Source organism: Bradyrhizobium oligotrophicum, assembly GCF_051168495.1.
In the GTDB taxonomy this organism is placed as follows: domain Bacteria; phylum Pseudomonadota; class Alphaproteobacteria; order Rhizobiales; family Xanthobacteraceae; genus Bradyrhizobium; species Bradyrhizobium oligotrophicum_A.
The window spans coordinates 434,548-453,603 of sequence record NZ_JBNPVB010000003.1 but is presented as its reverse complement, the minus strand read 5'-3'; the positions used below and the strand labels follow the sequence as shown (position 1 = coordinate 453,603).

Sequence of the window (19,056 nt, the reverse complement as noted above, 5' to 3'; positions counted from 1 at the left end):
GCGGAATGCACCGACGCGCCGAATCTAGCGGCAACAAATAAACGATCGGGAAACGACTGGAGTTCCCGCTGACGGGGTCCTGCCTCACCAGACGCTGGCGATGCGGGCCGCGAGCACGAGGATGGACAGGCCGAGAGCGGCGCAGATCCAGCGCAGGGCCGCATCGGCGGGCCGGGGCGGGCGTTGGGACGCAACTGCGGAGGCAATTTGGCTACGCATCACTGAACGCACCGGAGCTGGACGTCGAAATGATAAAGGCCCCGGAAGTCCGGGGCCTTTTTGCTCGGTCGTGGAAAACGCTTACTTCAGCGACGAGTTGATCGAGCCGAACTTGGAGCTCAGGCTGGAGCCGAGACCATTCACCGCCGCAATGATCGCGAGCGAGATGCCGGCGGCAATCAGACCGTATTCGATCGCGGTCGCGCCGGATTCATCCTTCACGAAACGAGCAACAAGATTCTTCATAGGGTAACTCCATGTACACGTGGCTGGTCGAACAAATCTGGTCGTTGCGGCGTTCTCAGCACCGTGACCATGTGCTCACCCTAGGGGGCAGGAATTTCGGCGTAGTTAATTCGATCGATGAAACAACGCGACGATTGGCCGTTCTTGCGCAGAGTAAATTTCGGATGAACCGTCCGACGAAAAAGCGGAACAAATCTGCGAACGGCCGCGGAGCGCCGCGGGAGTCGTGAAGGCGATCTGCGATCGACTCTCCAGGAGTGGTCTCGCGTGAGCAGGCTCCGATCGCGGAAGCGTCTTCGCGAACGGGCGATGTCTCACGATCTGCCTTCGTCGACGGACCGCGGATGTTTCCTGAGACGGCGTTTGCGCAGGACCGGAGGTGGGTTCACGGCTCCTTAAGCGCCAAGGAGTACCCCTCGGGAAAGTTCATGAAATGAGGCACGTTATGTCCGGACTGCCGTGGGAAGTTGCGCTGATGCTCGGCCAGACCATCGAGAAGGTGCTGCCGATCACCCTTGTTCTGGCGGTCGTCTTCTCGGTGCTCAGCTATTTCTGGGCCTGCAATCCGGGCAAGCCATGGTGGCAGAAGCGCGAACTCGTCACGGACACGGTCTATTGGTTCTTCGTACCGGTCTTCGCACGCGTGCTCCGCATCGGGCTGCTGGTGCTCGGCGCCGGCGTGATCTTCAAGATCCATGATGCGGACGAGCTGATCGCCTTCTATGAGAATGGCCATGGCCCGCTGGCGCAATTGCCGGAATGGCTGCAGGGGCTGCTGTTCATCGTGCTCGCCGATTTCATGCTGTATTGGACGCACCGGCTGTTTCACGGCGGCGAATTCTGGAAGTACCACGCCGTTCACCATTCCTCGGAAGACCTCGAGTGGATCTCGGCGGCGCGCTTCCATCCGATCAACCTGATCCTGGGCACGATTGCCGTCGACGTCATCCTGCTGATGGCCGGCATCTCCCCGAACGTGATGATCTGGGTCGGACCGTTCACGACGTTCCATTCGGCCTTCGTGCACGCCAATCTCAACTGGACGCTGGGGCCGTTCAAGTACGTCCTGGCGACGCCGGTCTTCCATCGCTGGCACCACACTGCGCTCGCGGAGGGCGGCAACACCAACTTTGCCGGCACCTTCCCGCTCTGGGACATCATGTTCGGGACGTTCCGGATGCCGCAGGGGCAGCTCCCGGCGACCTACGGCAAGGACGAAGCGACGATGCCAGGCGAATTCGCCGGCCAGCTCGCTTTTCCGTTCCGCCGCTGAGTGGCGCGGTGGGTGATCGAGAGAGAGTTGGACCGCGTTTGGAGATCGTTCACCAATTGAGCGCAGATTTGCCGCGTCGGGCGCCGTCACCGCTGCGTATCGCTTGAGACGGCTCGTCAATGCCCCGGGGTTGAGTATGTCGTTCAGAGTGTCCCGTCGTCCTTGTGTTTCCCTCGCGCTGCGGGCGATCGTCGCCGCGCTGCTGCTGTGGCCGGCCGCCGTGTCGGCGGAGCCCGATCCCGCCATTGCCGTGAACGTCGACCAAGCCAAGCTGGTCAAGCTTCCCGACCGCGTCGCAACCCTCGTCGTCGGCAATCCGATGATCGCGGACGTGACGTTGCAGAGCGGCGGCATCATCGTCGTCACCGGCAAGAGCTACGGCGCCACCAATTTCATCGCCATGGACCGCGGCGGACAGGTGCTGATCGATCGCCAGATTCAGGTTGCGGGGCCCACCGACCGGCTCGTCACGGTGTATCGCGGCGTCGACCGCGAGACCTACAGCTGCATGCCGATCTGCCAGCGCCGGGTCACGCTGGGCGACGGTGACAGCTATTTCAAGTCGGTGCTCGATCAGGCCGGCACGATGTCGAGCCAGGCCGGCGGCAGTGCCGCGTCCGCTTCGAAGACCAATTGAGGCTGGAGTCCGATCACTCCTGTCGAGGTCGGGGCCGAACCCGACCTTGTCGGGAAAGTGTCCGGAGCGCAGCGATCCGGGCGTCCGCGATTGCGCGCATGATCGGCCGGCCGCTTTCGCAAGGCAGCCGTGATGTCTCGCTTAGACGCGGGCCGCGCATCCGCACGCGAGCCGGCTCTTGGACGTGGTTAGCGGGAGGTTGACGTGGCGGGCCATGTCGTTCGGATCGTGGGAAACCCTTTCCCAAGGAGTTTCGGCTATTTGTTTCACTCAGGTTGATGTGCCTTTCCAATTCCGGGTCAAACAATGCAAGCCTCCGCCTCCGCGACCAGTTCGATCCGCAGACTGCTGAGACGCTTTCGCCGCAACCGGCGGGCGTCGGCTGCGCTCGAATTCGCGCTGGTCGCCCCGATCTTCTTTGCGCTCCTGTTCGCCATCATCGAGACGGCCTTGATGTTCTTCGCCGGCCAGGTGCTCGAGACGGCGACACAGGATTCGGCCCGCATGATCCTGACCGGGCAGGCCCAGAGCGCAAGCTACAGCAAGCAGGATTTCGCGGACTATGTCTGCAACAACACGTCGGTCTCGGTGCTGTTCGACTGCAAGAAGATCTACATCGACGTGAAGAGCTATTCCTCGTTCGGGAGCGTCTCGATCAACAGCCAGATCGACAACACCGGCAACTTCATCAACAACATGACCTACAGCCCGGGCGCCGCCGGAGACATCGTCGTCGTCAGGCTGTTCTATCAATGGCCGATCTTCGTGACCGGACTGGGCTACAACATCGCCAACCTGTCGGGCAGCATGCGGTTGCTGGTGGGAACGGCGGCCTTCAAGAACGAACCCTATTCAACATGAGGCGACGGACGTTCATCATGCGCTTCGGAAGGACACCGCGTCGCTCGTCGGCCTCACGCTCGAGGATTCTCATCGGCAGGTTCGCAGCCGATCGTGGCGGCGTCGCCGCCACCGAGTTTGCCTTCATCGTGCCGCTGATGCTGGTGATGTTCTTCGGCACGGTGGAATTCTGCTCGGCGATCGCGGTCGACCGCAAGGTCACGCTGATGGCGCGGACGCTGTCCGACCTCACTTCGCAATCGAACTCGGTCGGCGACACCGACATATCGAACTTCTTCGCCGCCTCGACCGGGATCATGTACCCGTATTCGACGACGCCGGTGAACGCGACGATCACCGAGCTCTACGTCGATCCGACCACGAAACAGGCGACCGTGGTGTGGAGCAAGGGATCGGCGCCGCGGACGGTGGGAGTGACCGTGGGCGTGCCGGCGGACCTGCTGGTCACCGGCACCTATCTGATCTTCAGCGAGGTGAATTATCAGTACGTCCCCACGGTCGGCTATGTGATGGCCAAGACCGGCATCAAGCTCAGCGATGTCGCCTATACGCGGCCGCGACAGTCGACTTGCGTCTACTACAGTCCCAAGACGAGCTGCTGAGCCGCGACATCATTCGGGCGTCCCGCCTGCCGCGCATCACGGTCACCATGGCCCGGACGCGGAAAATCGGGATGAGGAAAATCGGGCATTAAAAAAAACCGGGCATGAAAAAAGGCCGCGCAAGGCGGCCTTTGGTGTTGTTCCGGGACGATCGAACGATCGCCCCTTCGCTGCTCAGTTGGCAGCGCGCAGATTGTCGGCCGACGACTTGCCCGAACGGCGATCAGCCACGATCTCGTAGGAGATCTTCTGGCCTTCGCGCAGCGTGCCGAGACCGGCGCGCTCGACAGCGCTGATGTGCACGAACACGTCATTGCCGCCGTCATCCGGCTGGATGAAGCCATAGCCCTTGGTCGCGTTAAACCACTTCACGGTTCCCATGCTCACGGGGGTAGTTCCCTTCTCAGATATCAAATGTCGTAACCCAGGATCCTGGGCTGGTTAGATCGAATTTTTGGAAGGGTCGTCAGCGTCTGAACCGGCTGTACCGGTAATAGCTAATCTCGTCCGGCCGAAAATCGATTGCGGGATATATTATTGGAATTGGCCGCGCAAAACAATCCTGAGCTGCGCGAGGGCGCAGGATTTTTTGACGCGCCGGCCAGCTGCCGACGCGTTGGATTATCACTGATTGCGCAAGACTTGATCAGGCCGCAGGAGGGGCGGACCATCTTTCCGCCCCAGACGTCAGCGCCGGCGGAACTGCCCGCCGCGTTGCGGTGCGCCGCGCGGAGGTCCGCCCGGCCCACTGGCGCGCTCGTCCTTGTGACGGAAGATGAGGCGCCCCTTTTCCAGATCATAGGGCGACATCTCGACGGTCACGCGGTCTCCCGCGAGGGTCTTGATGCGATTCTTTTTCATCTTGCCGGCGGTGTAGGCGACGATTTCGTGCCCCGCGTCGAGTTGTACCCGATAGCGTGCGTCGGGAAGGATTTCGGTGACCAGCCCTTCGAACTGGATCAGCTCTTCCTTAGCCATGTCTCTCTCCAGATCGATGGACGTCTAGTTTGGCCGTTGGTTGCGGTTGTGAGCGTGGTTTTTGGGTCTGCCTTCGCGATGCAGGAATGCAACGCCTTGAATCGACCCGGCCTTGCCGCCGCCTTGCGACGGTCGGTTGGGCTCCTGACGATTGCCTGGCAGAGGCGCCATCTTAGCATTGGAACGGCGGCGTCGGCGAGGGCCTTTTGCGGCGTTGCCGCCCTCGTTGGGCCGCGCATTCTGCATGCCGGGACGGCCGCCGCGCTGAGGCGGCTTGGCCGCAGGCGGAGCCTCGCGGTGGCCGGGCGTGCGGCGGTCGTCGCGCGGCAGCGAGATCTTGATCAGCCGCTCGATGTCGCGGAGGTAGGACATTTCGTCCGCTCCGGCGACCAGCGAAATCGCGACGCCCTCGGCGCCGGCGCGCGCCGTGCGGCCGATGCGGTGGACGTAGGTCTCGGGCACGTTCGGCAGGTCGAAATTCACGACATGGCTGACGCCGTCGACGTCGATGCCGCGGGCCGCGATGTCGGTCGCGACCAGGGTGCGGATCTCGCCGGTGCGGAACGCCGCCAGGGTACGCTCACGGTGGTTCTGCGACTTGTTGCCGTGGATCGCCTGAGCCGGGATGCCGGCCTTTTCCAGGCCCTTCACGACCTTGTCGGCGCCGTGCTTGGTGCGGGTGAACACCAGCGCGCGGTTGACCGGCTCATCCTTGAGCAACTGGGCCAGCAGGTTCGGTTTGGCCGAGTGGTCGACCTGGATGACGCGCTGGGCGATGCGCTCGACCGTCGACGAAACCGGGGTCACCGCGACCCGCGCCGGATCGCGCAGCATGGCGTCCGCGAGTTCGGCGATGTCCTTCGGCATGGTGGCCGAGAAGAACAGCGTCTGCCGCTTGATCGGCAGCTTGGCCACGATCTTCCGGATGTCGTTGATGAAGCCCATGTCGAGCATGCGGTCGGCTTCGTCGAGCACCAGAAATTCCACCTGGTTCAGCTTCAGGGCGTTGCCCTGGACGAGGTCGAGCAGCCGGCCGGGCGTAGCGACGAGGACTTCGAGGCCGGGCATGACCGCGCGGACCTGGCGTCCCATCGGCACGCCGCCGATCGCGAGCGCCGAGGTCAGCCGGATGTGGCGGCCGTAGGTGTTGAAGCTGTCGAGGATCTGGCCGGACAGTTCGCGGGTCGGGCTCAGCACCAGCACGCGCGCCGTCTTCGGCTGCGGCTTGATCCGGTTCTGCAACAGGCGGTGCAGGATCGGCAGCGCGAACGATGCGGTCTTGCCGGTTCCGGTCTGGGCGATGCCGATCACGTCGCGGCCCTCGAGGGCCAACGGGATGGTCTGTGCCTGGATCGGGGTGGGGGTGTGGTAGTTCTCTTCCTTCAGCGCGCGCGAAAGCGCGTCGGCGAGGTTAAAATCCTGGAAGGATGTCAAAAGATTGGGCTTTCCATAAGAGGATAAGGCCCGTGTCGGCAGGCAGCCGGACGCGGGTGGGTGGTTTGAGACACCCGCGTGTTTGGAGCGTCGAGATAGGATGGGTGAGGATGCAAAGCCAGAGGCTCTAGGAGGAGCCAAAGAACACGCGGCTTGCAGAGATCCGGCCGATTCGCCTCGATCTATCAGCTATATGGAACAGATCGCCGGCACTTTCAAGGGCTGCTGCGCAACGGATCGGCGATTGAGGCGGTACTCTGCTGCTTTAAATTTAGCCATTCAAAACAAAATGCATAAATTGTCGGCTGTATGCTGGCCAGATAATCAGTGTGTCTGCCTAAAATCGCGGCGAATGGTTGCGACATTGGGTCGCGACGGGGACGAGTTCCATTTTTCTTTCAATGGCTTACCCGATGTGAATGGCATGGCATGCTTCTTGCGATTCTTCCGCCGCAGACCGCCGGCCGCCTTGGCTGCGAAGCAGGGTCTGCGTCAGGGAGATATTACCTCATGCTTACTCGACTCACTCAGGAATTAACGGCGCCGTTCAGCCGCCGTCGCTGGCTGGCTGCGGCTGCCGGCCTGGCGCTCGGCGTTGCCGGCTTCGGCCCGGCCAAGGCTGCTGACGACACCATCAAGATCGGCGTTCTGCATTCCCTCTCCGGTACCATGGCCATCAGCGAGACGACGCTGAAGGATACGATCCTGTTCCTGATCGACGAACAGAACAAGAAGGGTGGCGTGCTCGGCAAGAAGCTCGAGGCCGTCGTGGTCGACCCCGCTTCGAACTGGCCGCTGTTCGCCGAGAAGGCGCGCGAGCTGATCACCAAGAACAAGGTCGCGGTCGTGTTCGGCTGCTGGACCTCGGTGTCGCGCAAGTCGGTGCTGCCGGTGTTCAAGGAGCTCAACAGCATCCTGTTCTACCCTGTGCAGTACGAGGGCGAGGAGAGCGAGCGCAACGTGTTCTACACCGGTGCTGCGCCGAACCAGCAGGCGATCCCGGCGGTCGACTACCTGATGAAGGAAGAGAAGGTGAAGCGCTGGGTGCTGGCCGGCACCGACTACGTCTATCCGCGCACCACCAACAAGATCCTGGAAGCCTACCTGAAGTCGAAGGGCGTGGCTCAGGACGACATCATGATCAACTACACGCCGTTCGGTCACTCCGACTGGCAGACGATCGTCGCCGACATCAAGAAGTTCGGCTCGGCCGGCAAGAAGACCGCCGTGGTCTCGACCATCAACGGCGACGCCAACGTTCCGTTCTACAAGGAGCTCGGCAACCAGGGCATCAAGGCCAAGGACATCCCGGTGGTCGCGTTCTCCGTGGGTGAGGAAGAACTCGCCGGCATCGACACCAAGCCGCTGGTCGGCCATCTCGCCGCCTGGAACTACTTCGAGTCGATCAAGACCCCGGCCAACGAGAAGTTCATCAAGGATTGGCAGGCCTACACCAAGAACCCGAAGCGCGTGACCAACGACCCGATGGAGGCGCACGTGATCGGCTTCCAGATGTGGGTGAAGGCGGTCGAGAAGGTGAAGTCGACCGACCCGGACAAGGTGATCGACGCTCTCCCGGGCACCGAGGCTCCGAACCTGACGGGCGGCGTGTCGAAGATGCTGCCGAACCATCACATCACCAAGCCGGTGTTCATCGGCGAGATCAAGGGCGATGGCCAGTTCAGTGTCGTCTACAAGACCAAGGACCTCGTCCCGGGTGATGCCTGGTCGAAGGAGCTCGAAGGCTCCAAGGACCTGATCGGCGACTGGGTCGGCAAGAAGTGCGGAAACTTCAACGTCAAGACCAACAAGTGCCTGGGCTCCGGCACCTGATCTGAGCCTTCCGACGTCATCACGACCGGAGAAGGCGGCAAGCCATGCCGCCTTCTCTCTTCCTCCTGCCGGGGTGGTCCAGTGCCTGCCATTGTTCTTGCGATCCTTCGCAGTCTTCTTTTGTCCATTGCCCTGATCGTCGCTGCCGCTCCGGCCTTCGCCGCCAGTTTCGAAGAGTCCGTCGCGAAGTTTGCCAATGACGATTTCTCCGACACCGATGATGCGGTGAACGAGATCGCGGTGTCGGGCAACCCACTGGCTTTCCCGATCATCAGCGCGCTGCAGGACGAGCGGCTGATGTTCGATGCCGAGACCAAGAAGGTCTATGTCAAGCAGGCCGACGGCAAGATCATCGATGCGGCCACCGGCGCCGCGGTCGACAAGCTCCCTGACGGTGCCGCAGCGGTCAGCCTCAACAACCGGCTGCGCCGCAGCGTCGATGCTGCGCTCGGCGGCCTGACCCTGCTGTCGCCGGATGTGAGCACGCGCCTGTCGGCCGCGAAATCCGTGTTCAAGTCGCATGACGAGGCGACGCTGCCGACCGTGGAATCAGCGCTCGCCAAGGAAACCAATCACGCGGTCAAGCAGGCGCTCACCGAGGCGCGCGCCGCCATCATCCTGTTCAAGTCCGATGCCGGCGAGGTCGACAAGCTCGATGCGGTCGCGACCATCAGGGCGCGCAGCGACCAGGAGGCGCTGGCGCTATTGACCGAGATCAGCGCCGGCGATCAGCCCGCAAGCGTCGCCAAAGCTGCGGCGACCGCCATCGCCTCGATCCAGAGTTCGCTTGCGATCTGGTCGAGTGTGCAGAACGCCTGGTACGGCCTGTCGCTCGGGTCTGTGCTGCTGCTGGCGGCGATCGGCCTCGCCATCACCTTCGGCGTCATGGGCGTCATCAACATGGCCCATGGCGAGATGGTGATGCTCGGCGCCTACACCACCTTCGTGGTCCAGGAGGTCATCCGCACCCGCTATCCGGCGCTGTTCGACTATTCGCTGCTGATCGCGGCGCCGCTCGCCTTCCTGGTAGCCGGCGCGATCGGCGTGGTGATCGAACGCACCATCATCCGCTTCCTCTACGGACGTCCCCTGGAGACGCTGCTGGCCACCTGGGGCCTGTCGCTGATCCTGCAGCAGGCGGTGCGCTCCGCGTTCGGCCCGACCAACCGCGAGGTCGGCAATCCCTCCTGGATGAGCGGCGCCTTCGAAATCGGCCAGATCACGATCACCTACAACCGGCTCTGGATCCTGTGCTTCACCATGGCGGTGTTCGCGATCCTGCTCGCCATGCTGCGCTACACCGCGCTGGGCCTGGAGATGCGCGCGGTGACGCAGAACCGGCGCATGGCGGCCTCGATGGGCATCGCAACCTCGCGGGTCGATGCGCTCACCTTCGGGCTCGGCTCCGGCATTGCCGGCATCGCCGGAGTGGCGCTGTCGCAGATCGACAACGTCAGTCCCAATCTCGGCCAGAGCTACATCATCGACTCCTTCATGGTCGTGGTGTTCGGCGGCGTCGGCAATCTCTGGGGCACGCTGGTCGGCGCCTTCACGCTCGGCATCGCCAACAAGTTCCTGGAGCCGGTCGCCGGCGCCGTGCTCGGCAAGATCGCGATCCTGGTGCTGATCATCCTGTTCATTCAGAAGCGCCCGCGCGGTCTGTTCGCGCTCAAGGGCCGGGCGGTGGAAGCATGATGCCGCATCTGCTCACCCGGTCGCTGGACCGCACCGCGACCATCTTCGTGCTGGTCGTGGCCGCCTGCGGCATCCTGATCCCGCTGTCCAACCTGCTGCTGCCGGCGGGCTCCGCCTTGCAGGTGCCGACCTATCTGGTCGCGCTGTGGGGCAAATATGTCTGCTACGCGATCCTCGCGCTCTCGATCGACCTGATCTGGGGCTATTGCGGCATCCTCTCGCTCGGCCACGGCGCGTTCTTTGCTCTCGGTGGCTACGCGATGGGCATGTACCTGATGCGCCAGATCGGCACCCGCGGCGTCTATGGCAATCCGATCCTGCCGGACTTCATGGTGTTCCTGAACTACTCCAAGCTGCCCTGGTACTGGTACGGCTTCGACATGTTCTGGTTCGCAGCCCTGATGGTGCTGGTGGTGCCCGGCCTGCTCGCCTTCTGTTTCGGCTGGCTCGCCTTCCGCTCGCGCGTCACCGGCGTCTATCTGTCGATCATCACGCAAGCAATGACCTACGCGCTGCTGCTCGCCTTCTTCCGCAACGATTTCGGCTTTGGCGGCAACAACGGCCTGACCGACTTCAAGGACATTCTTGGCTTCAACGTCCAGGCGGAAGGCACCCGCGCGGCTCTGTTCGCGCTGAGTTGCCTGGCCCTGATCCTGGCGTTCCTGATCTGCCGTGCCGTCGTGTCGTCGAAGCTCGGCAAGGTCTTGATCGCGATCCGCGACGCGGAATCGCGCACGCGCTTCCTCGGTTATCGCGTGGAGTCCTACAAGCTGTTCGTGTTCACGCTGTCGGCCTGCATGGCGGGCGTCGCCGGCGCGCTCTACGTACCCCAGGTCGGCATCATCAACCCTTCCGAATTCGCCCCCGGCAATTCGATCGAAGCCGTGATCTGGGTCGCGGTCGGCGGCCGCGGCACGCTGGTGGGCGCCGCACTCGGCGCCGTCGTCGTCAACTACGCCAAGACGTTCTTCACCTCGGGTGTGTTGGCGCCGTACTGGCTGTTCATGCTCGGCGCCCTGTTCGTGCTCGTGACCCTGCTGCTGCCGAAGGGAATCGTCGGCACGTTCAATTCCTGGTGGGACCAGTACAGCACCAAGACGCCGAACGCCGACAGCGCCGCCCGCGAAGACGGCGTCACCGAACCCAAGATGGCGGAGTAAGCGGCATGAACGTGATGGATACGCGATCGACGTCCGCGCTGCTCTATCTCGACGGTGTGCACGTCTCCTTCGACGGCTTCCACGCCATCAACAACCTCTCGCTGGCGCTGGAGCCCGGCGAGATGCGCGCCATCATCGGTCCGAACGGCGCCGGCAAGACCACGATGATGGACATCATCACCGGCAAGACCAAGCCGGACGAGGGCACGGTGCTGTTCGACGGCAAGACCGACCTGACCCGCCTCGACGAGACCCGGATCGCCGAGCTCGGCATCGGCCGCAAGTTTCAGAAGCCGACGGTGTTCGAAAGCCAGTCGGTCGAGGACAATCTGCTGCTCGCGCTCAACGTCGACCACAGCGTCAGGGGCACGCTGTTCTGGCGCGGTACGAGGGGCGAGGCCGAGCAGATCGACAGGGTGCTGGAGACGGTGCGGCTCAAGGACGTCCGCCGCAAACTCGCCGGCAGCCTGTCCCACGGCCAGAAGCAGTGGCTGGAGATCGGCATGCTTTTGGCGCAGGACCCGAAGCTGCTGCTGGTCGACGAGCCGGTGGCCGGCATGACCGATGTCGAGACGCATCAGACTGCCGAGCTGCTCAAGGAAATCAACAAGGATCATACCGTCATGGTCGTCGAGCATGACATGACCTTCGTTCGCGAACTCGGCGTCAAGGTCACCTGCCTGCACGAAGGCACGGTCCTGGCCGAGGGCACCATCGATCAGGTGTCGTCGAACGATCGGGTGATCGAAGTGTATCTGGGCCGCTAGTCGGCTGGCGAACAGCGAATGGCGAGTAGCGAATTGGGAAGAGCGCAGGGAAGCATGACCAGGACAGCAATTTCTATTCGCTATTCGCCACTCGCCATTCGCCCCTCAGCGGCCGGAGGTCGCTGATGCTCACCGTCGACAACATCAACCTCTATTACGGCGCCGCCCAGGCGCTGCGCGGCGTCTCGATCGCCGCCGAGCCCGGCAAGGTCACCTGTGTGCTCGGCCGCAACGGCGTCGGCAAGACCTCGCTGCTGCGCGCGCTGGTCGGGCAGTATCCGCTGGCGTCGGGTAGCATCACCTTCGATGGCGCCGACATCACTCATCTCAAGCCCTACGAGCGGGCGCGCAAGGGCATCGGCTTCGTGCCGCAGGGCCGCGAGATCTTCCCGCTGCTCACGGTCGAGGAGAACCTCAAGACCGGCTTCGGCCCGCTGAAGCGCGCCGACCGCAGTATCCCCGACGACGTGTTCTCGCTGTTCCCGGTGCTGCAATCGATGCTCGGCCGGCGCGGCGGCGATCTCTCCGGCGGCCAGCAGCAGCAGCTCGCGATCGGCCGCGCCATGGTGATGCGGCCAAAGCTCCTGCTGCTGGACGAGCCGACCGAGGGCATCCAGCCCTCGATCATCAAGGACATCGGCCGGGCGATCTCCTATCTGCGTAATCTCGGCAATATCGCCATCGTGCTGGTCGAGCAGTATCTCGACTTTGCCTGCGAACTCGGCGACAACTTCGCCGTGATGGATCGCGGCGCGGTGAAATTCACCTGCACCCGCGCCAATCTCGATCCGGCCGAGATCAGCCGCCAGATGGCGCTGTGATCGTCATCTAGCTTCGTGGACGCGGCCCCGCCGCGTCCGGTCCCAAGGGAGGGGATCGATGCGGGCCGATCCCGCTAACGCCGCTGCCGACATCTTCGAGGCCAACCGCGCCCGCGGCGCGGTGCGCTTCGACGTGCGGCTGCAGGACGGCGTGACGCGGCGTCATCATCTGCACGAATCCGGCTCGCTGCGGGTGCGCTTTCCCTCGCCCGAGGACGACGGCCTCTCGGCGATGTTCGTCAACACCGCCGGCGGCATCGCCGGTGGCGACCGCTTCGCGATCGAGGTCGCGGCCGGCGAGGGCAGCCGCGTGACCTTGTCGAGCGCCGCGGCCGAAAAGGTCTATCGCGCCGCCGGCAAGCCCGCGGAGCTCGATATCGCGCTGACCGCCCATGCGGGCGCGCACATCTCCTGGCTGCCGCAGGAGACCATCCTGTTCGACCGCGCCCGCATCCATCGCCGGATCGACATCGATCTCGCGGCCACTGCCTCGCTCCTGTTGTGCGAGATCGTCGTGTTCGGGCGCACGGCGATGGGGGAGACGATGCGCGAGGGTGAGTTCGTCGATCGCTGGCGGGTCCGGCGCGGCGGCAGGCTCGTGTTCGCCGAGACGGTCCGCCTCGACGGGGACATCGGCGACAAGCTGGCGCAGCCGGCCATCGCCAAGGGCGCGGCCGCGATCGGGACCGCGCTGATCGTCCCAGGCGACGCCGCACTGGTCGAGCGCATCAGGGAGAGCCTGCCGGCCTTCCGTGGCGAGGCTGGACTGTCCGCCTGGAATGGATTTGCAATGGCGCGCTTCTGTGCCCAAGATGCCGCGAGCCTGCGCGCCGACATGATGGCGGTGCTCGGCTGCGCCTCGTCCGTGCCGCTGCCGCGGCTGTGGCTCAACTAAACGTTTACCAACAGACGATCATTAGAAGACGTTTCACCAGAGAGTCCGCATGAACCTGTCTCCCCGCGAAAAGGACAAGCTCTTGATCTCGATGGCGGCCATCGTGGCCCGCCGCAGGCTGGAGCGCGGCGTCAAGCTGAATCATCCCGAGGCGGTCGCGATCATCTCCGATTTCATCCTGGAAGGCGCACGCGACGGCCGCACCGTGGCCGAGCTGATGCAGACCGGCGCCCAGGTCCTGACCCGCGACCAGGTGATGCCCGGCATCCCCGAGATGATCCACGACATCCAGGTCGAAGCGACGTTTCCGGACGGCACCAAGCTCGTCACGGTGCACGAGCCGATCCGGTGAGGCGAGCCCAACTCTTTCGGTCGTCATGCCCGGGCTTGACCCGCCTGCGCGGCCGTAGCCGCTTCGGCGCGGCGAAGGCCCGGGCATCCACGCTCTCTGATCCGAAAGGTGGGACGTGGATGGCCGGGACAAGCCCGGCTCTGACGCAGTGGACATAGGCGAGGTACCACATGATCCCCGGCGAACTCTTCATCCAGGACGGCGAGATCGAGCTCAATGCCAGCCGCAAGACGGTGACGCTCTCGGTCGCCAACACCGGCGACCGGCCGATCCAGGTCGGCTCGCACTACCATTTCTTCGAGACCAATCCGGCGCTGAAGTTCGATCGCAAGAAAGCCAGGGGCATGCGGCTCGACATCGCCGCCGGCACCGCGGTGCGCTTCGAGCCGGGCCAGACCCGCGAGGTGCAGCTGGTGGCGCTCGCCGGCAAGCGCACGGTCTACGGCTTCCGCGGCGACGTGATGGGCAAGTTGTAAGCCGATGCTGACCGGGTTGCGCCTCGTCTCCGAAGCGGCCGAGCTCGCGGCGCGCCGTCACGCCGGCCAGCAGCGCAAGGGCCGTGACGAGGAGCCGTACATCAACCATCTCGCCGAAGTCGCCAACATCCTGTCTGTGGCCTGCAACGGTGAGGATGCCGAGCTGGTCGCCGCGGGTTGGTTGCACGACACCATCGAGGACACCGATACCACGCATGACGAACTGGCGGAGCGCTTCGGCCTGCGCGTGGCCGGCCTTGTCGAGGAAGTCACCGACGACATGACCCTGCCCAGGAGCGAGCGGCGCCAGGTCCAAATCATCGCAGCTCCCGGCAAATCTGAGGGCGCCAAGCAGATCAAGATCGCCGACAAGATCAGCAACATCCGTGCGCGTATCTTCTTCGAGCCGGATCTCGAGCAGCAGCTCGAGCTGATGGAGTATCTCGGCTGGTCCGAGCAGGTCGTGGCCGGCTGCCGCGGCGTGAACGCGCGGATGGATGCGCTGTTCGACGAAACGGTTGCCAATGCGCGGGGAACGCTGTGAGCGGATCGCCAGCGTCTCGAAATCAAGACAAGCAGAGCTGAGTGGGGGCCGTCGATGTCCGTCAAGATCAAGCGTTCCGTCTATGCCGACATGTTCGGCCCGACCACCGGCGACAAGGTCCGGCTCGCCGACACCGATCTGATCATCGAGGTGGAGAAGGACTTCACCATCTATGGCGAGGAGGTGAAGTTCGGCGGCGGCAAGGTCATTCGCGACGGCATGGGCCAGTCGCAGGCGACCAACAAGCAGGGCGCCGCCGACACCGTCATCACCAACGCGCTGATCGTCGATCACTGGGGCGTCGTGAAGGCCGACGTCGCGATCAAGGAAGGCATGATCAGCGCCATCGGCAAGGCCGGTAATCCCGATATCCAGCCGGGCGTGACCATCGTCATCGGCCCGGGCACCGACGTGATCGCAGGCGAAGGCAAGATCCTCACCGCCGGCGGCTTCGACAGCCACATCCACTTCATCTGCCCGCAGCAGATCGAGCACGCGCTGATGGCGGGCGTCACCTCGCTGCTCGGCGGCGGCACCGGCCCGTCTCACGGCACCTTCGCGACGACCTGCACGCCCGGCCCCTGGCACATCGGCCGTATGATGCAGTCGTTCGATGCCTTCCCCGTGAACCTCGGCATTTCCGGCAAGGGCAATGCCTCGCGTCCGGCCGCGCTGGTCGAGATGATCAAGGCCGGCGCCTGCGCGCTCAAGCTGCACGAGGATTGGGGCACGACGCCGGCTGCAATCGACAATTGTCTGTCGGTCGCCGACGATCACGACGTGCAGGTGATGCTGCACTCCGACACGCTCAACGAATCCGGCTTCGTCGAGGACACCATCAAGGCGTTCAAGGGCCGCACCATCCATGCCTTCCACACCGAAGGCGCCGGCGGCGGTCACGCGCCCGATATCATCAAGGTCGCGGGCCTGAAGAACGTGCTGCCCTCCTCGACCAATCCGACGCGGCCGTTCACGCGCAACACCATCGACGAGCATCTGGACATGCTGATGGTGTGTCACCATCTCGATCCGTCGATCGCCGAAGATCTTGCGTTTGCCGAAAGCCGCATTCGGAAAGAGACGATCGCAGCCGAGGACATCCTGCACGATCTCGGCGCGCTCTCGATGATGTCGTCGGACTCGCAGGCGATGGGCCGGCTCGGCGAGGTCATCATCCGGACCTGGCAGACCGCCGACAAGATGAAGAAGCAGCGCGGCGCCTTGCCGCAGGACAAGGGCAAGGACAACGATAATTTCCGCGTCAAGCGCTACATCGCCAAATACACGATCAACCCGGCGATCGCGCATGGCGTGTCGAAGCTGATCGGCTCGGTCGAGAAGGGCAAGCTCGCCGATCTCGTGCTGTGGTCGCCGGCCTTCTTCGGCGTCAAGCCGGACTGCGTCATCAAGGGCGGAACCATCGTCGCCGCGCCGATGGGCGACCCCAACGCCTCGATCCCGACGCCGCAGCCGGTGCATTACCAGCCGATGTTCGGCGCGTTCGGCAAGTCGCTGACGGCGTCCTCGGTGATCTTCACCTCGAAGGCGGCCGTGACCGGCGGGCTCGCCCGCAAGCTCGGCCTCTCCAAGAAGCTCTACGCGGTGCAGAACACCCGCGGCAGGATCTCGAAGAAGAGCATGATCCACAATGATGCGACGCCGAACATCGAGGTCGATCCGGAGACCTACGAGGTGCGCGCCGACGGCGAGCTTCTGACCTGCGAGCCCGCCGAGGTGCTGCCCATGGCGCAGCGCTACTTCATGTTCTAGACTTCCGCCCGGTACAAGAAACCAGAAACGTACCGGGAGGACTGCTTCGTGATCTATGTCGTTGCCACCTTGACCATCAAGCCCGAAACGAGAGCTGAATTCATTGCCGCTGCGACCGCCTGCATCACGGGGACTCGCCAGGAACCCGGCAATATCGCCTATGATCTGCACGAGAGCGTCACCGACCCGAGCAAGATGGTGTTCGTCGAGCAGTGGGAGAGCGCCGAGGCGCTGGTGCCGCATCGCGCGACCGAGCACATGAAGACGTTCGGGCGGGCGGCCGTCAAATGCATGGCGGCGCCTCCGAAGATCGAGATCATCACGCCTGAGAAGGTCGATGTCCGCTGAGCGGAATTGAACGAGCGGAAGAAAGAATGAGGATTTCAGCATGATCCGCGCCACGCGTGTGCTCGGCCAGCATCGTTGGAAAGAGGCGGCTGCCGATTCCGTCCTGCTCGATTTCGACGATCGGCACCGGCGGCGGCTGGTGATGACCGGCACGCGCGGGCTGGAGTTCCTGCTCGACCTGGAGCACGCCACCGCACTTCGCGGTGGCGATGCCCTGGTGCTTGAGGATGGCCGGCTGATCGAGGTGGTGGCGGCCGCGGAGCCGCTGCTCGAGATTCGCGCCAGTGATCCGCACCATCTGGTGCGGCTCGCCTGGCATCTCGGCAATCGCCATCTGCCGACGCAGATCGTGGCCAAGAGCCTGCGCATCCGCCGCGATCATGTGATCGAGACCATGGTCAAGGGCCTCGGCGCGCGCGTTATCGAGATCGAGGCGCCGTTCGATCCCGAAGGCGGCGCCTATGCCGAGCCGAGCCATGCCCATGACCAGCATCATGACCATGATCATCACGGGCATGATCACCACGGCCACGACCATCATCATGGCCATGGGGCTCACGATCATGGGGCTCACGATCATGCGCATCATGGCCATGATCACGGTCACGCGCATGACGAGCATCATGTGCATGACGAGCACTGCGGCCACGATCATCACGACCATCACCATCACGGTCACCCCCATGCTCATGACCACAAGTGAGCGCGCGGGCTCCTTGGAGGCGATGATCGGGCTCGACAATTCGGCGCTCTACCGGCTGATGACATGGCTGTCACCGGCATTTCCGGTCGGCGGGTTTTCCTACTCCAGCGGCATCGAATGGGCCGTCGAGGCCGGCGACATCAGCGATGCGGCCGCGCTGCGCGGCTGGCTTTCGACGATGCTCACCGACGGCGCCGGCTTCAGCGATGCCGTGTTCCTCGCCCATGCGCATCGCGCGGCCGAACTGGGCAGCGACACGCCCCTGAGCGAGGTCGCGGAGCTCGCTGCCGCCTTCGTGCCGTCGCGCGAGCGTCAGCTGGAAGCGACCGCGCAAGGGCGCGCCTTCATCGAAATATCGCGGTCCGCCTGGAGCTGCGAGGGTCTCGACGCGGCGGTCTTGCGCTGCGAGACCATCGTCTATCCGGTGGCCGTTGGGCTGGTCGGCGCGCTTCATGGCGTCCCGCTGGGGCCGTTGCTGCACGGGTTCCTGCATGCCGTGACGTCGAACTGGATTTCCGCCGGCAGCCGGCTCGTTCCGCTGGGGCAGACCGACAGTCAGCGCGTACTCGCAGCGCTGGAGCCGGTCGTGGTCGCGACGGCCGAGCGTGCGCTGGTCGCGTCGCTGGACGATATCGGCAGTGCGAGTTTCCGGGCCGATCTCGCCAGTCTCCGCCATGAGACGCAGTATACGAGGTTGTTCCGCTCGTGAGGACGGACGCGATGGTCGGCGTATCGCAGAGACCGGATTGGTGATTTTCAGTCCCCGTTTTCGCGGGGAGACGACAGAAGGGCATACGATATGGCTTCGTCTCATGGTCCGCTCCGCGTCGGAGTTGGCGGTCCGGTCGGATCGGGCAAGACTGCGCTGATGGATCTCCTGTGCAAGTCGATGCGGCAGCGCTACGACATCGCGGCGATCACCAACGACATCTACACCAAATGGGACGCGGAATTCCTCGTCCGCTCCGGCTCGCTCACCCCGGACCGCATCGCCGGCGTGGAGACCGGCGGCTGTCCGCATACGGCGATCCGCGAGGATGCCTCAATGAATCTCGCGGCCGTGGCCGACATGCGCGCGAAGTTTCCCGGCCTGGATCTGGTGCTGATCGAGTCCGGCGGCGACAATCTCGCTGCCGCCTTCTCGCCGGAGCTGGCCGACATCACCATCTACGTCATCGACGTCGCGGCCGGCGACAAGATCCCATCCAAGGGAGGTCCGGGCATCACCCGCTCCGACCTGCTGGTGATCAACAAGATCGATCTGGCGCCGCATGTCGGGGCCTCGCTCGAGAAAATGGAAACCGACGCCAAGCGCATGCGCGGTGAGCGCCCCTTCGTCATGACCAATTTGAAGAAGGGCCTCGGGCTTGACCGCATCATCGGCTTCATCGAGGCCAAGGGCGGTCTGACACCCGCGGTCTGAGCGGCTGATCCGCACCGGG

At 64.0% G+C, this 19,056-nt stretch carries 22 protein-coding genes; 18 read left to right on the top strand and 4 right to left on the bottom strand.

Annotated features, from left to right (window positions below; genetic code table 11):
- Positions 1 to 300: 300 nt before the first annotated feature.
- Entirely contained in the window at positions 301 to 465 is a 165-nt protein-coding gene (locus ACQR1B_RS08850; protein WP_434832219.1) for a Flp family type IVb pilin, read from the bottom strand.
- Between the two features lie 445 nt (positions 466 to 910).
- Between ACQR1B_RS08850 and ACQR1B_RS08845 the strand changes: the two genes are divergently transcribed.
- The 4 genes from ACQR1B_RS08845 to ACQR1B_RS08830 all read left to right on the top strand — a co-directional run bounded on the left by ACQR1B_RS08845 (position 911) and on the right by ACQR1B_RS08830 (position 3,838).
- A complete protein-coding gene (locus ACQR1B_RS08845) occupies positions 911 to 1,738 on the top strand; it encodes a sterol desaturase family protein (protein WP_434832323.1) in 828 nt (275 codons plus the stop codon).
- 136 nt (positions 1,739 to 1,874) lie between these two features.
- The gene (locus ACQR1B_RS08840; RefSeq protein ID WP_434832218.1) at positions 1,875 to 2,375 is read left to right on the top strand and encodes a pilus assembly protein N-terminal domain-containing protein; all 501 of its coding nucleotides are present in this window, start codon (positions 1,875 to 1,877) and stop codon (positions 2,373 to 2,375) included.
- Positions 2,376 to 2,681: 306 nt separating this feature from the next.
- Entirely contained in the window at positions 2,682 to 3,236 is a 555-nt protein-coding gene (locus tag ACQR1B_RS08835) for a TadE/TadG family type IV pilus assembly protein (RefSeq protein WP_434832217.1), read from the top strand.
- A gap of 17 nt (positions 3,237 to 3,253) precedes the next feature.
- Positions 3,254 to 3,838: a TadE/TadG family type IV pilus assembly protein gene (locus tag ACQR1B_RS08830; RefSeq protein ID WP_434832216.1), complete on the top strand. Its 585-nt coding sequence runs from the start codon at positions 3,254 to 3,256 to the stop codon at positions 3,836 to 3,838.
- 174 nt (positions 3,839 to 4,012) lie between these two features.
- Here the strand turns inward: ACQR1B_RS08830 and ACQR1B_RS08825 are convergent, their stop codons facing one another.
- The 3 genes from ACQR1B_RS08825 to ACQR1B_RS08815 form a co-directional block, all read right to left on the bottom strand.
- Positions 4,013 to 4,225 (bottom strand): cold-shock protein, encoded by a 213-nt coding sequence (locus tag ACQR1B_RS08825; RefSeq protein WP_006612155.1) that lies wholly within the window; start codon positions 4,223 to 4,225, stop codon positions 4,013 to 4,015.
- A 300-nt stretch (positions 4,226 to 4,525) separates the two neighbouring features.
- On the bottom strand, positions 4,526 to 4,816 hold the full coding sequence (gene infA / locus ACQR1B_RS08820) for a translation initiation factor IF-1 (protein WP_434832215.1): 291 nt from the start codon (positions 4,814 to 4,816) through the stop codon (positions 4,526 to 4,528).
- A 24-nt stretch (positions 4,817 to 4,840) separates the two neighbouring features.
- Positions 4,841 to 6,250, bottom strand: coding sequence for a DEAD/DEAH box helicase (locus ACQR1B_RS08815; protein WP_434832214.1), 1,410 nt, complete (start codon positions 6,248 to 6,250; stop codon positions 4,841 to 4,843).
- A gap of 510 nt (positions 6,251 to 6,760) precedes the next feature.
- Between ACQR1B_RS08815 and urtA the strand changes: the two genes are divergently transcribed.
- The 14 genes from urtA to ureG all read left to right on the top strand — a co-directional run bounded on the left by urtA (position 6,761) and on the right by ureG (position 19,037).
- Entirely contained in the window at positions 6,761 to 8,083 is a 1,323-nt protein-coding gene (gene urtA / locus ACQR1B_RS08810) for an urea ABC transporter substrate-binding protein (protein ID WP_434832213.1), read from the top strand.
- A gap of 132 nt (positions 8,084 to 8,215) precedes the next feature.
- On the top strand, positions 8,216 to 9,778 hold the full coding sequence (urtB, locus tag ACQR1B_RS08805; RefSeq protein ID WP_434832322.1) for an urea ABC transporter permease subunit UrtB: 1,563 nt from the start codon (positions 8,216 to 8,218) through the stop codon (positions 9,776 to 9,778).
- The gene (gene urtC, locus ACQR1B_RS08800) at positions 9,775 to 10,938 is read left to right on the top strand and encodes an urea ABC transporter permease subunit UrtC (RefSeq protein WP_434832212.1); all 1,164 of its coding nucleotides are present in this window, start codon (positions 9,775 to 9,777) and stop codon (positions 10,936 to 10,938) included. Before urtB ends, urtC begins: the two co-directional genes overlap by 4 nt.
- A gap of 5 nt (positions 10,939 to 10,943) precedes the next feature.
- The gene (gene urtD, locus ACQR1B_RS08795; RefSeq protein WP_434832211.1) at positions 10,944 to 11,705 is read left to right on the top strand and encodes an urea ABC transporter ATP-binding protein UrtD; all 762 of its coding nucleotides are present in this window, start codon (positions 10,944 to 10,946) and stop codon (positions 11,703 to 11,705) included.
- 125 nt (positions 11,706 to 11,830) lie between these two features.
- Positions 11,831 to 12,526, top strand: a complete 696-nt coding sequence (urtE, locus tag ACQR1B_RS08790; protein WP_434832210.1) for an urea ABC transporter ATP-binding subunit UrtE — start codon at positions 11,831 to 11,833, stop codon at positions 12,524 to 12,526.
- Between the two features lie 58 nt (positions 12,527 to 12,584).
- The gene (locus ACQR1B_RS08785; RefSeq protein WP_434832209.1) at positions 12,585 to 13,421 is read left to right on the top strand and encodes an urease accessory protein UreD; all 837 of its coding nucleotides are present in this window, start codon (positions 12,585 to 12,587) and stop codon (positions 13,419 to 13,421) included.
- A gap of 49 nt (positions 13,422 to 13,470) precedes the next feature.
- The gene (locus ACQR1B_RS08780) at positions 13,471 to 13,773 is read left to right on the top strand and encodes an urease subunit gamma (protein ID WP_172110074.1); all 303 of its coding nucleotides are present in this window, start codon (positions 13,471 to 13,473) and stop codon (positions 13,771 to 13,773) included.
- A gap of 170 nt (positions 13,774 to 13,943) precedes the next feature.
- Positions 13,944 to 14,249, top strand: coding sequence for an urease subunit beta (locus ACQR1B_RS08775; RefSeq protein ID WP_434832208.1), 306 nt, complete (start codon positions 13,944 to 13,946; stop codon positions 14,247 to 14,249).
- A gap of 4 nt (positions 14,250 to 14,253) precedes the next feature.
- Positions 14,254 to 14,793 (top strand): HD domain-containing protein, encoded by a 540-nt coding sequence (locus ACQR1B_RS08770; RefSeq protein ID WP_434832207.1) that lies wholly within the window; start codon positions 14,254 to 14,256, stop codon positions 14,791 to 14,793.
- A gap of 54 nt (positions 14,794 to 14,847) precedes the next feature.
- Entirely contained in the window at positions 14,848 to 16,563 is a 1,716-nt protein-coding gene (gene ureC / locus ACQR1B_RS08765; RefSeq protein WP_434832206.1) for an urease subunit alpha, read from the top strand.
- Between the two features lie 48 nt (positions 16,564 to 16,611).
- The gene (locus tag ACQR1B_RS08760) at positions 16,612 to 16,911 is read left to right on the top strand and encodes a putative quinol monooxygenase (protein WP_434832205.1); all 300 of its coding nucleotides are present in this window, start codon (positions 16,612 to 16,614) and stop codon (positions 16,909 to 16,911) included.
- Between the two features lie 40 nt (positions 16,912 to 16,951).
- Positions 16,952 to 17,614 carry an urease accessory protein UreE gene (locus tag ACQR1B_RS08755; RefSeq protein WP_434832204.1) on the top strand — a complete coding sequence of 221 codons (663 nt, stop codon included), beginning with the start codon at positions 16,952 to 16,954 and terminating at the stop codon, positions 17,612 to 17,614.
- Positions 17,601 to 18,323, top strand: a complete 723-nt coding sequence (locus ACQR1B_RS08750; RefSeq protein WP_434832321.1) for an urease accessory protein UreF — start codon at positions 17,601 to 17,603, stop codon at positions 18,321 to 18,323. Before ACQR1B_RS08755 ends, ACQR1B_RS08750 begins: the two co-directional genes overlap by 14 nt.
- Positions 18,324 to 18,413: 90 nt before the next feature.
- Complete coding sequence (gene ureG, locus ACQR1B_RS08745) at positions 18,414 to 19,037, top strand: urease accessory protein UreG (protein ID WP_434832203.1); 624 nt, start codon at positions 18,414 to 18,416, stop codon at positions 19,035 to 19,037.
- Positions 19,038 to 19,056 lie beyond the last annotated feature (19 nt).